The sequence below is a fragment of the Gluconobacter albidus genome, assembly GCF_002005485.1.
Lineage (GTDB): Bacteria > Pseudomonadota > Alphaproteobacteria > Acetobacterales > Acetobacteraceae > Gluconobacter > Gluconobacter albidus.
Window position 1 is genome coordinate 2,979,429 of sequence record NZ_CP014689.1, and the last position, 12,376, is coordinate 2,991,804.

A 12,376-nucleotide genomic window follows, 5' to 3' on the forward strand; every position below is an offset into this window, starting at 1 on the left:
TCGCTTATCGGCAGATTATGCGATTATCCGGCAGGATATTCTAGAGTGTATGGCTGTAGTCTCATCTTTCATGATGAACGTATGTTCCGATCCTCTGTGGCCTTCCTCTCGTGCTGGAGCCCGCCTGACGGTGGATCTGGACGCGATTGCTTCCAATTATCGTTATCTTCAGACACTCGTTGCGGGCGCTTCGTGTGCGGCTGTCATCAAGGCGGATGCTTATGGGCTGGGTATCGAGCGCGTTGCACCGGTTCTTGAACGCTCCGGTGCCAAAGAATTTTTCGTTGCGCATGTTGATGAGGGGATCAGGCTGCGTTCCGTGGTTTCGGAAAAGGTCCGGATTACGGTGTTGCATGGCCCGAGGCCGGATGCGGCGGCAGAATGCGTACAGTATGGTCTGAGGCCGGTTCTGAACAGTCTCGATCAGATTGCGGTATGGCGCTCGCAATCGGTCAGGGCAGGGAAACCGTTGGAAGCGGTGCTTCAGGTCGATAGCGGGATGTCACGGTTCGGACTTTCCGACGGCGACCTTGATGTACTGCATGAGGACGAGATGCTTATGGATGGGCTGAAGGTCAGTCTGGTCATGAGTCATCTGGCCTGTGCGGATGCGCCGGAGCACCCTGCCAATGGCGCCCAGAAGCAGCAGATGCTGAAGATGTCGGCGCGGTTACCGTCTGCGCCGTTGAGTCTTTCTGCGTCGTCGGGGATTTTTCTGGGGCCGGACTATCATCTGGATGTCGTTCGTCCGGGTGCGGCACTTTATGGAATCGCGCCCAATCAGACTGGCCCTAACCCCTTGTCTGCGGTTGTCAGGCTTCAGGCTCATGTCCTGCAGATCCGTGAGATTTTGCCGGGTGAGGGTGTGGGCTATGGCATGACATATCGTCCCGATCGACCGCGGAAGATTGCCACCGTGGCTGTCGGATATGCGGATGGTTTCTCCCGACATGGGAGCGGGCAGGGCTGTGCGTGGTTTGAGGATATCTGTCTGCCCATTCTGGGGCGTGTTTCGATGGATTCCCTGATCGTGGACATTTCGGATGTGCCGGAGGGAAGGCTGAAGGCCGATATGATGGTGGATCTGATCGGCCCGCGGCGCAGTGTGGATGATGTGGCGGAGGCTGCAGGGACAATCGGGTACGAGGTCCTGACGTCTCTGGGGCACCGTTTTTGCCGGGAATATGTTGGAAATGCAGAAACGTCCCAAAAGGGCGATTGACATTCCAGCATGGAAAACAAGATAGACGAACTGAAATCGGACTATGTCATGATGACATCGTCTGTCGTAGCAAATCGGAATTCTCATGTATCTCCGTCGTGACAGAGCTTTGACCGCTGTATCCATCATGCTTGATGTCGCTTTCCATGCGGGGCGATCCGGGGTGGTGAGCGGCGCGGATATTGCCCGTCGTGGCGACATGCTGCGGCGGGGGATTGAGCCTGTGTTACAGGGGCTGTCGCGGGCCGGGCTGCTTGCCAGCGTGCGTGGGCCGAAGGGGGGCTATCGTCTTGGACGGCCACCACGGACCATCACACTGAACGAAATTGTCCGGACTGTGACTGAAGATCCGGATATGCCTGAGGAGGGTGTCAACCTTCTGCGGGCCAAGGTTCTTGAGCCGTTCTGGCAGCAGATGGATCAGGAGGTATCGGAAAAGATGGCGTCCGTCACTCTGGAGCATCTGCTTCAGAATGCGGAGGAAGCCGGAATGCAGCGTCCCAACCGGGCGCCCATTTCTTTTTCCATATAACATTATAAAAAAGTATTTTGAAAAAACCACAAAATAGGTTTTAGAGGACTGGATATCTTACCATAAGAGATCAATCATTGATCTGGTGTGGTGAGTTCCATGTCCTTGCTGTTTCCTCTGCTTGCCGTTTGGAAGTGAGGATGAGGACGCATTCATGACGGGGCCAGCCGCAGGGCAAGGTCCGCATTCGTCAGGAAGGTGAGCGCTGATGAAACGTCCTGTAAGACTCGAACCCGGTCAGAAATTGGTTCTGACGGCCAACCGGCTTCTGGACGGTCGTACCGTGTGGTGGCGGGAGGACGGGGCTTGGGATCTTCGGATCGGGTATGCGGTTTTGCTGGATGCGGACGGGGCTGAGGCAGCGCTGTCCCGGGCGGTGGAAGAGGCCCAGCGTGAAGGGGTTGTCGGGGTCTATGACACGGCAGTTTTACCTGTTGTTCCTCCGGAGCCTGTGACTGTTCGTGAAAAAATCCGGGCGCATGGCCCGACCGTTCATCCGGAATTTGCAGTGGAGACCGCACAGTGAGCGTTCCTGTCGGCCATTATCAGTATGACCGGATTGACCGGGATTTTCTTCAGGCGCGGATTGCCGAGTTCGAAGGGCAAGTGAAGCGCCGTCTGGACGGAACGCTGAGCGAGGACGAGTTCAAGCCTTTGCGGCTGATGAACGGGCTGTATCTGCAGCTTCATGCCTATATGCTGCGGGTTGCCATTCCTTATGGAATTCTGGACAGTCGGCAGTTGCGCAAGCTGGGGGAGATCGCCCGGCGGTATGATCGTGATTACGGGCATTTCACGACGCGCCAGAACATCCAGTTCAACTGGATCCGGCTTGAGGATACGCCGGATATTCTGCGTGAGCTGGCTGAGGTGGACATGCATGCCATCCAGACCAGTGGGAACTGCATCCGCAATGTGACGGCGGATGAGTATGCGGGGGCGGCGGCGGATGAGCTGGTGGACCCGCGGGTTCATGCGGAAATCCTGCGTCAGTGGTCCACGCTGCATCCTGAGTTCACGTTCCTGCCGCGCAAGTTCAAGATTGCGATTTCGGGCAGTCCGAATGACCGGGTGGCCGCGCGCTTTCATGATATCGGGATTCTGGCGCGTCCGGGTGAGGATGGTGCCCCGCTGTTCCGGATTTTCGTGGGCGGGGGACTGGGGCGGACGCCGGTTATTGGCGAAGAGTTGTTTGACAGCGTGCGCGAGGAGCACCTGCTGGCGACGCTTGAGGCCATTCTGCGCGTCTATAATGCGCATGGGCGCCGCGATAATATCTACAAGGCGCGGATCAAGATTCTGGTTCAGGCGATCGGGGTTGAGGCCTATCGCGAGGCTGTCGAGGTGGAACTCGCCCAGATGGATCTGGAGCGGTATCGGCTGACACCCGAGGCGGTTGCGGCGATCCGGTCGCGGTTTGCCGTCCCGTTGCTGGAGGCTCCGGCAGATGCGGATGCTGTTCTGACGGAGCAGCGGCGCGCGGATCCGCTCTTTGATCGCTGGGTGCGGAGCAATACGCATGTTCACCGCGATCCGGGGCATATCATTGCGACTATTTCTCTGAAGCCGGCGGGCGGGATTCCGGGGGATGCGACTTCTGCGCAGATCGGGCGTCTGGCGGATCTGGCGGATGCGTATTCGTTTGGGGAAATCCGGATCACGCATTTGCAGAATGTGGTTCTGGGGCATGTCCGCAAGGACCGGCTGCGGGATCTGTGGCTTGGACTGTCGGAAGTCGGGCTTGCGGAAGCGAATATCGGGCTGATCGGCGATATCGTGGCGTGCCCGGGGTTGGATTACTGTGCGCTGGCGAATGCGCGGTCCATTCCGATTGCGCAGAAGCTGGGGGCGCGTTTTGCGGATACGGCGCTTCAGGCGGAAATTGGGGCGTTGCGGATCAATATCTCGGGTTGCATCAATGCCTGTGGACACCATCACGCCGGGCATATCGGGCTTTTGGGTGTGGACAAGCGCGGAGAAGAATTCTTCCAGCTGACGGTTGGTGGCCGGGCTGAGAATGGTGCGGCGATCGGGACAATTCTGGGGGCTGCACTTCCGGAAGACGAGACTGTGGATGCGATCGCACGGCTGGTGGACTGCTATCTCGGGCGTCGGGAGAGTGGAGAGACGTTTCTGGAGACTCTGACGCGTCTGGGGCATGAGCCTTTCAGGGAGGCGGCATATGAAGCTGTTTGAACTCGGTGAGCGGACCGCGCAGGTCCATGACGTACTGGTGACGGTTGGGGAGCTGGCGGATCGGGATGATGCGCGGGCTGTTCTGCTGGAGAGTGCGGACGATCCGACGCTTCTGCGGCCTTATCTGAACCGGCTGGATCTTGTGGTGCTGCGGTTCCCGATTTTCAGGGATGGGCGTGGGTTCACGCAGGCCCGGGAGCTGCGGGAATATCTGCGGTTCTCCGGCGAGATCCGCGCGGAAGGGCATATTCTTCCGGATCAGGCGGCATTTCTGCGCCGGTGTGGGGTCGACAGTGTCGTTCTGCCGAAGAACGGCAATGGGGATCCGGGGCTTTGGGAGAAGCAGCTTCGGCAGTTTCCGGTTGCATATCAGCGGTCGGTTCTGCCGGAGCGCTCCGCAGGGCCAGGGCTGCGGGTTGAGGAAGCCTCTTAACGGGCGCCGAACCAGCCGCGTCTCCAGAACCAGAGCAGAGGCAGGATAACCGACAGCCCCATCAGAATCAGGCTGTAGGGGTAGCCGTATTTCCATGACAGTTCGGGCATGTCGTGGAAGTTCATGCCGTAGATGCCTGCGATCAGGGTTGGCAGGATGCCGATGGCGCTGACGACGGTCAGGACCTTCATACCGTCATTTTGTTCGATGCTGATGAAGCCGAGTGTGGCGTCCAGAAGGAACTGGACCTTGTTGACGGTCTGGGCATCGAAATCGTTGAGGGACGCAATGTCCCGTCCTGCGACCTTGATGCGGGTTTTCAGGGCCTGCGGCTCACTCTCGGTTCTGTCACCGAGATAGATGAGGACGCGGTCGAGGCCGAGCAGGCTGTCGCGGATCATGGAGGCGAGGTCGCCGCTGTGACCGAGGCGGCGGAGGGTTTCGCGCAGCATTTCGGCAGCCCTGGCCGGATCGCGGGGGCTGCCGGTACTGAAAACGCGTTTGGAGATGGCGTCGAGGTCCCGGCCGAGACCTTCCAGGATGTCGGCGAGGCGATTGATGACTTCCTCGATGATTTCAACGAGGATTTCGTTGGCGGAAGGATTGCCTTTGGCGGGATCACGTTCGGCCTGACGGCGACCAACGATGTCGAAGCCATAATAGTCGGTATAGCGGACCGTGATGAGGTGTCTGTCTGTCAGGACGAAGCCGATGGGCAGGGAAAAGGCCGTATTTTCCTCTCGCCGGACGAGAGGGGTCGAAAGATAGAGGGTGCCATCCTGTTCGTGGTGGCGGGAGGAGCTTTCGATTTCCTCAAGCTCGTTCCGGCGGGGAATATGGGTGTTGAGGGCTTTTTCTGCGCGGGCGACCTCGTCGAGAGTCGGGTTGATGAGGTCGAGCCAGACCGCGTTGGAGATATCGACGTCCGGTCCGGTTTCCCGGGCCGGAGCGCCTGCGGGGCGCACGAGGAACATCAGGCGGATCCTTGGGGGCAATGGAAAGGCTGTGAGGCTTCCTCATGTCTTGCCTGAGGCGGGATCGCAAGGTCCTGGTCGGGAATTGTTGCGGAACATGCCTGAAAACGGCGAGACGGATGGACGGCAGGGGCTGCTCTTGGTATCGCATTGGAGCCCTGAAGTGGAACCGAGTGCGGTATGACGAACACATCTTCCCCCCTATCTTCCTCTCTGGCCAATTCGCTTCGTTCCGGCCCTGACGAACGGGGACGGTTCGGAATTTTTGGTGGTCGCTTCGTTGCGGAAACGCTGATGCCGCTGCTGTTCGAACTGGACGAGGCCTATCGCGCGGCGCAGGCCGACCCGGCGTTCCGTGAGGAGCTGGACTATTACCTGAAAGATTATGTCGGTCGTCCGAGCCCGTTGTGGTTTGCCCGGCACCTGACGGAAGAGCTTGGCGGGGCCAAGGTCTATTTCAAGCGTGAGGAGCTGAACCATACGGGCTCACACAAGCTCAACAACGTCATGGGGCAGATCCTCGTAGCCCGGCGGATGGGCAAGACCCGGATTGTTGCGGAGACGGGTGCGGGGCAGCATGGTGTGGCGACGGCGACGGTCTGTGCGCTGTTCGGTCTGAAATGTACCATTTACATGGGCGCGACGGACGTTGAGCGGCAGAAGCCTAATGTGTTCCGGATGCATCTGCTGGGTGCGGAAGTGAAGCCGGTGACCGCCGGTGCGGGCACGCTCAAGGACGCCATGAATGAAGCCATGCGCGACTGGGTGGCCAATGTCGCGGATACGTATTTCCTCGTGGGCACGGTGGCCGGGCCGCATCCGTATCCGGAGATGGTTCGTGATTTCCAGTCCGTGATCGGGGTCGAGACCAAGGAGCAGATCACTCAGGCCGAGGGGCGTCTTCCCGATGTGATTGTCGCGGCCATTGGTGGCGGTTCGAACGCGATGGGGATTTTTCATCCGTTTCTGGATGATGCGGATGTAAAGCTGATCGGTGTTGAGGCGGCGGGGCACGGGCTGGATTCCGGGAAGACGGCTGCGTCCATTTCCCGTGGGCGGCCGGGCGTGCTGCATGGCAACCGGACCTATCTGCTCCAGGACAAGCACGGGCAGATCGAGGAAGCGCACTCGATCAGCGCGGGGCTTGACTATCCGGGGATCGGGCCGGAGCATTCCTGGCTGAACGATATTGGTCGCGCCGAGTATGTCGGTGTGACGGATGACGAGGCTCTTGAGGCGTTTCAGGTCTGTACGCGGACGGAAGGCATTATCCCGGCACTCGAATGTGCGCATGGACTGGCGCATGTCATGAAGATCGCGCCGGCGATGGCGAAGGACCAGATCATCGTCCTGAATGTCTCGGGTCGTGGAGACAAGGATATCTTTACTGTGGCGCATCATCTGGGAGTGAAGCTGTGAGCCGGATCCAGACACGTTTTGCAGCTCTGAAAAAGGAAGGGCGCGGGGCGCTGATTCCGTATCTTCAGGCCTGTGACCCGGATTATGACACCTCGCTGGAGCTGCTGCGGGCGATGCCGGCGGCAGGGGCTGATCTGATCGAGATCGGTGTGCCGTTCTCCGATCCGTCCGCTGATGGGCCAACGATTCAGGCGGCTGCCCTGCGTGGGTTGAAGGCCGGGGCGACGCTGGGGCTGGTGCTTCAGATGGTCCGGGCGTTCCGTGAGACGGACAGTGAGACGCCGATTGTCTTGATGGGGTATCTGAACCCGATCGACAGTTACGGTCCGGCGGAGTTCTGTTTCGATGCGGCGCAGGCGGGTGTGGACGGGATTATTGTTGTCGATATGCCGACCGAGGAGGCAGACCTGCTGGATGCGCATGCGCGGGAAGCCGGGCTGGACATCATTTCTCTGGTGGCGCCGACGACGTCAAATTCCCGTCTGTTTCATGTGCTGCGGGATGCGACCGGGTTTGTCTATTATGTGAGCATTACCGGGATTACCGGTACGAACAGCGCGAGTGCCGCGGATCTGGAGAAAGCGCTGCCGCGCATTCGGGAAGCGACCAGTCTGCCTGTGGCCGTGGGTTTCGGGATTTCCACGCCGGAACAGGCGCGGACGGCGTCGCGGATCGGGGATGCGGCTGTTGTGGCCTCTGCGCTGATCAAGACCATGGCGGGTACGCTTGAAGACGGACAGGCGACGGAGCGGACCGTTCCGGTTGTTCTGGAGCAGCTTGAGGGGCTGGCTGCGGCTGTCAGAGCTTGATCTTCGGGTCTGAAAGATGTGGTTCCGGCAGGCAGGGCCTGCCGGAAAAGGTCTGATCAGGTGTTGTTACGCAGGGACAGTCCGAACAGGGCGGTTGAGAAGCCTGCCATCAGCAGTTCTACAGCGATGAACATGCCGATCAGCCAGAGGCCGGACCAGGGCAGCGTCATGTAGAGCAGGATGCCGACGAGCAGTGTAATGAGGCCGCTGAAGGCGAGCATGATCCAGCTTCTGTTGTTGCGATGGCCTCCTGCCCAGAAGGTCCGGGCGAGGCCTGCAAAGATCAGGCAGCCTGCGAGAATGGCTGTGATGAAGATCGAGCCGGTTGCGGGTTCCTCGATCAGGAGGATACCGCCGAAGATGTAAAGGCCGCCGATCAGCCCGGACAGCCACTGGTTCGGGACGGGAAGGCCGCGATGCGCGAAGCTCTGCATGATCTGTGCGACGCCGCCGACGATCATCAGGGCGCCAAGGATCACCATGCTGGCGAGGGTTGTGGCGATGGTATCGAGGGCGGCCAGAATGCCGAGGACGATCAGGAAAGCGCCGAAGCCAATGAACCAGCCGGGCTTGAGGCCCTGGGGATTGGTAAACCGAAGGGTTTTGAAACTGTCGGACATGGGTTTCTCCGTTTGGAAGCGTGGTCTGTTAACAGGGTCTGTAGTGGCTGGTCGGTGTTGGAGGGCCTGCCGGTTTTGGGACACAACGCGTCATATCGTGGTTCGTATCAGGGAGGATGACATGTTTTGTATGGTCGGCGGGAGAGATAAGGTGCGGCAGCTGATGGATGGGCTGGCATAATCGATGGCCTGGCGTTAAAACGCGCCCAGAGAATGTGGCCCTTCGCCGGGCTTTACCCCCTACTCCGTCCTTTGTTCTGAAGGCGGGCAGAAAGTAATGAGACGACATGAGCTGGATGACCGACTACGTCCGACCCAAGCTGCGTGGCCTGCTTCAGCGGGATGTGCCGGACAATCTATGGACCAACTGTGAATCCTGCGGGCAGATGATGCTCACCAAGGAGCTGGAGCGTTCCGAGAAGGTCTGTCCGCATTGCGGCCATCATATGCGTGCGACGGCGAAGGAGCGTCTGGGCTGGACGTTTGACGGCGGAGAATACACCACCATCGAGTTGCCGAAGATGCCGGTCGATCCGCTGGGGTTCAAGGATTCCAAGCGTTATACGGACCGTCTGAAGGATGCGCGGAACAAATCCCATCTCGATGAAGCGCTTGTGGTTGCGCATGGTCTGATCAAGGGGCAGAAGGCCGTGGTTGCGGTCATGGCGCCGGAGTTCCTGCTTGGGACCATGGGGGCTGCGCTGGGTGAGGCATTTGTGGCGGCCTGTCGTCTGGCTGTTCTGCAGAAAGCGCCTCTGGTGGTCTACACGGCTTCGGGTGGGGCGCGGATGCAGGAAGGCGTTGTCAGTCTGATGCAGATGCCCCGGACGACGATCGGTGTGCAGATGCTTCAGGAAGCGGGTCTGCCCTATGTTGTCGTCTTTACGAATCCGACGACGGGCGGTGTCTCGGCATCCTTTGCGATGCTGGGGGATGTGCATATTGCCGAGCCTAACGCGCTGATCGCGTTTGCGGGGCCGCGCGTCATTCAGGATACCGTCCGTGAGAAACTGCCGGAAGGCTTTCAGCGGTCGGAGTATCTGCGCGAGCATGGGATGGTCGATATCGTAGCCAAGCGGTCCGAGCTTCCGGAACTGCTGGGGCGGATTCTGGGCATTATGACGCGCCAGAAAACCGTTTCTGACTCGGCGATCTGATGACTGCGGAGCGTGGGGCGCCTGTTCGGCTGTCCGGCGAATATCAGGGGCGGTCGGGTGCCGTGCTTGCGCGCTTGCAGGAGCTTTATCCGGCGCTGATTGACCTCTCGCTGGGACGGCTTGAGGTGCTTCTGGCGAAGCTGGGCCATCCCGAGCGTCATCTGCCGCCTGTCATTCATGTGGCGGGTACGAATGGCAAGGGCAGTACATGCGCCAATCTGCGGGCGATTGCCGAAGCAGCCGGGTTGCGGGTGCATGTCATGAGCAGTCCACATCTGGTGAGCGTGACCGAGCGGTTCCGGCTGGCCGGACGGTTGGTGGATGAGGATGTGCTGGTTGCCGCGCTCGAGGAAGTCGAGCAGGTCAATGCAGGCGCTTCGATTACGGTTTTCGAGGTTCTGACGGCCGCGGGGTTTCTGCTGTTTTCGCAGGTGCCTGCGGATCTGGTGGTTCTGGAAGTCGGGCTTGGGGGGCGGTTGGATGCGACCAATGTCGTGCCGAAGCCTGCTGTCTGTGTGATTACGCCGGTCAGTCTGGATCATGAAGCGTTTCTGGGTGGCACTGTCGCGGCGATTGCCGGGGAAAAGGCTGGAATCATCAAGGCCGGAGTTCCGGTTGTTTCGGCCGCTCAGGCGCCGGATGCTCTGGACGTCATTCGGCACCGTGCTGAGGAACTGGATGCGCCGCTTCGGGTGGTGGGACAGGATATTTTCGTCACTGAGCGAATGGATGGTCTGGATTACCGGGATGCGGACGGGACGCTTTCGCTGCCTTTGCCGGCATTGAAAGGCCAGCATCAGGACGGGAATGCGGCGCTGGCCGTAGCGGCTTTGCGTGTGTCTGGACTGAAGCTGCCGCCTTCCGCCTATCAGGGTATTGCCCGGACATTCTGGCCTGCACGCTTGCAGCGGCTGGACGGCTTGCTGGCCCAAATGCTGCCTGAGGGGTGGGAGCTGTACCTGGATGGCGGGCATAACCCCGATGCCGGGCAGGTGCTGGGGACGGTTCTCGACGGCTGGAAAGATCGGCCTGTCCACGTGATCGCGGGGGTGAAACAGACCAAGGATGCGTCGGGTTTTCTGAGGCCGATTGTTGAAAGGGCGACGTCGGTTCAGGCTGTTTCAGAGCCGGGGCAGCATCTGGCGATGTCAGTTGAGGAAATCGTTGCAGCTTCTGGCGGACGTGCGATTGCCGGGCCGACGGTCAGAAAGGCGCTGGAGCGTCTGGTTGCCGAAGGGGGTGCTCCGGCCCGGGTGCTGATCTGTGGTAGCCTTTATCTGGCGGGTGTGGTTCTGGCAGAGGATGGCTGGATCGCCAGTTAATCCGTTTCTGGTGACAGCGCGGGATGTTAGAAGGGCGCGTGAACATGATCGAATTGCATTCCTCTCCGTCCGCTTCTGATGTTTCCTCGAACGATGGAGATCTGGGTCTCCTGCTGAGGCGCAGTCCTCCGTCCAGCGTGGCTGCCGAACAGGCGTTGCTGGGCGCCATCCTGACGAACAACAAGGCGTATGAGCGGGTTTCGGACTTTCTGGAGCCAGCTCATTTTTCTGATCCGCTGAATGGTCGGATCTATGAAGCGATTGCTCGTCGGATCGAGCGGGGGCAGTTGGCTGATCCCGTGACCATGCGGGCGGAATTCGAACATACGGGCGTTCTGGATGCGGCGGGTGGGCCTGCGTATCTCGCCAAGCTGCTGACGGCGATGGTCGGAATCGTTAATGCGGGTGATTATGGGCGGGTGATCCATGATGCCTGGGTGCGGCGGCAGCTGATCGATATCGGTGAGACGGTCGTGAACAATGCTTTTGGAGCGCGGCCGGATCTGGACGGATCGGATCAGATCGCGGCATCCGAAGAAGCGCTGTTCAAACTGGCGACAGAGCGGGGCCAGGAAGGCGGTTTTGTTTCGTTCACCAATGCGCTGACGGAAGCAGTCAAAGTTGCGACCAAGGCCTATCAGCGGACAGGCGATGTGGTGGGGCTCACGTCGGGTTTGCGGGACTTCGACAAGCGGACAGGCGGTTTGCATCCTTCCGATCTGATTATTCTTGCAGGGCGTCCTGCGATGGGCAAGACGGCGCTTGCGACCAAGATTGCGTTCTCGGCGGCTCGGTCGATTCTGCGGGATGCTGAGGATAGTGGGGAAAAGCCCAAGGGGTCGGTCGCTATTTTCTCGTTGGAAATGTCGTCCGAGCAGTTGGCGACCCGTATTCTGTCGGGCGAGGCTGAGGTCTCGGGTGAGAAAATCCGACGTGGCGATATCGGGCAGAAGGAATTCGACCGGTTTGTCCGTGTGGCGCGGGAGCTTCAGAGGTTGCCGCTTTATATTGACGATACGCCGGCGATTTCCCTGTCCGCCATGCGAACGCGTTGCCGACGTCTGGCTAGGACGCAGGGACTGAGCCTTGTTGTTGTGGATTATCTTCAGTTGATGCGGCCTGCGATCGGGACCAAGCCTGACAGCCGTGTTCTGGAAATTTCGATGATTACGCAGGGGCTCAAGGCGATTGCGAAAGAGCTTTCTGTTCCGGTGATTGCGCTGTCCCAGCTGTCTCGTCAGGTCGAATCGCGTGAAGACAAACGACCGATGCTGTCGGATCTGCGCGAATCGGGCTCCATCGAGCAGGATGCGGATGCGGTCATGTTCGTTTATCGCGACGAGTATTATCTGCAGCAGCGTCAGCCCAAAGACAGTGCCTATGACAGCAACGACAAGTTTCAGGTCGCCACAGAAGAATGGCAGCGCAAGATGGCGTTGGTGCATAACAAGGCTGAGCTGATTCTTGAGAAGCAGCGGCACGGGCCTACTGGAATGATCCAGTTATATTTCGAAGGCGAATATACCCGATTTGGGGATCTGGACGTTATTCACGAGTAGCGCTCCGCAGAGGGTGAGTACTGTGAAAAACATCGCGATTTAGGAAAGGTGTCCCGTTAATGGGGCGCGCTTTAGAGGCGGTAAAATCGTTACGGCCTTTTCGAGAATTCCGCGATTAAAGAGCAGACACAGA

At 59.5% G+C, this 12,376-nt stretch carries 12 protein-coding genes; 10 read left to right on the forward strand and 2 right to left on the reverse strand.

Going from position 1 to position 12,376, the window contains the following annotated elements; genetic code table 11:
* The first annotated feature begins 49 nt into the window (after window positions 1–49).
* The 5 genes from alr to A0U94_RS13690 all read left to right on the forward strand — a co-directional run bounded on the left by alr (window position 50) and on the right by A0U94_RS13690 (window position 4,383).
* Window positions 50–1,222 carry an alanine racemase gene (gene alr, locus A0U94_RS13670; protein ID WP_208611652.1) on the forward strand — a complete coding sequence of 391 codons (1,173 nt, stop codon included), beginning with the start codon at window positions 50–52 and terminating at the stop codon, window positions 1,220–1,222.
* 85 nt (window positions 1,223–1,307) lie between these two features.
* A complete protein-coding gene (locus tag A0U94_RS13675; RefSeq protein WP_062028143.1) occupies window positions 1,308–1,754 on the forward strand; it encodes an RrF2 family transcriptional regulator in 447 nt (148 codons plus the stop codon).
* 208 nt (window positions 1,755–1,962) lie between these two features.
* Window positions 1,963–2,280 (forward strand): DUF2849 domain-containing protein, encoded by a 318-nt coding sequence (locus tag A0U94_RS13680; protein WP_077803683.1) that lies wholly within the window; start codon window positions 1,963–1,965, stop codon window positions 2,278–2,280.
* Window positions 2,277–3,950, forward strand: a complete 1,674-nt coding sequence (locus tag A0U94_RS13685; RefSeq protein WP_077803684.1) for a nitrite/sulfite reductase — start codon at window positions 2,277–2,279, stop codon at window positions 3,948–3,950. Before A0U94_RS13680 ends, A0U94_RS13685 begins: the two co-directional genes overlap by 4 nt.
* Entirely contained in the window at window positions 3,937–4,383 is a 447-nt protein-coding gene (locus tag A0U94_RS13690; protein WP_077803685.1) for a DUF934 domain-containing protein, read from the forward strand. Before A0U94_RS13685 ends, A0U94_RS13690 begins: the two co-directional genes overlap by 14 nt.
* On the opposite strand, the gene A0U94_RS13695 is transcribed toward A0U94_RS13690, so the two are convergent.
* Window positions 4,380–5,357 (reverse strand): magnesium transporter CorA family protein, encoded by a 978-nt coding sequence (locus A0U94_RS13695; RefSeq protein WP_062028155.1) that lies wholly within the window; start codon window positions 5,355–5,357, stop codon window positions 4,380–4,382. The two genes, A0U94_RS13690 and A0U94_RS13695, sit on opposite strands and share 4 nt — an antisense overlap.
* Before the next feature lie 180 nt (window positions 5,358–5,537).
* On the opposite strand from A0U94_RS13695, the gene trpB reads away from it, so the two are divergent.
* Together trpB and trpA are read left to right on the forward strand one after the other, a co-directional pair.
* Window positions 5,538–6,776: a tryptophan synthase subunit beta gene (trpB, locus tag A0U94_RS13700; protein WP_062028158.1), complete on the forward strand. Its 1,239-nt coding sequence runs from the start codon at window positions 5,538–5,540 to the stop codon at window positions 6,774–6,776.
* A complete protein-coding gene (trpA, locus tag A0U94_RS13705) occupies window positions 6,773–7,585 on the forward strand; it encodes a tryptophan synthase subunit alpha (protein WP_077803686.1) in 813 nt (270 codons plus the stop codon). The genes trpB and trpA overlap by 4 nt, the downstream gene beginning before the upstream one ends.
* Window positions 7,586–7,641: 56 nt before the next feature.
* Here trpA and A0U94_RS13710 read toward each other — a convergent pair whose 3' ends face one another.
* Window positions 7,642–8,205: an HdeD family acid-resistance protein gene (locus A0U94_RS13710; RefSeq protein WP_077803687.1), complete on the reverse strand. Its 564-nt coding sequence runs from the start codon at window positions 8,203–8,205 to the stop codon at window positions 7,642–7,644.
* A 287-nt stretch (window positions 8,206–8,492) separates the two neighbouring features.
* Here A0U94_RS13710 and accD point away from each other — a divergent pair, with 287 nt between their 5' ends.
* The 3 genes from accD to A0U94_RS13725 are packed head-to-tail and all read left to right on the forward strand — an operon-like array spanning window position 8,493 to window position 12,243.
* On the forward strand, window positions 8,493–9,362 hold the full coding sequence (gene accD / locus A0U94_RS13715; RefSeq protein WP_062028164.1) for an acetyl-CoA carboxylase, carboxyltransferase subunit beta: 870 nt from the start codon (window positions 8,493–8,495) through the stop codon (window positions 9,360–9,362).
* Complete coding sequence (locus A0U94_RS13720; RefSeq protein ID WP_077803688.1) at window positions 9,362–10,684, forward strand: bifunctional folylpolyglutamate synthase/dihydrofolate synthase; 1,323 nt, start codon at window positions 9,362–9,364, stop codon at window positions 10,682–10,684. Before accD ends, A0U94_RS13720 begins: the two co-directional genes overlap by 1 nt.
* A gap of 44 nt (window positions 10,685–10,728) precedes the next feature.
* Entirely contained in the window at window positions 10,729–12,243 is a 1,515-nt protein-coding gene (locus A0U94_RS13725) for a replicative DNA helicase (RefSeq protein ID WP_077804001.1), read from the forward strand.
* The last annotated feature ends 133 nt before the right edge of the window (window positions 12,244–12,376 follow it).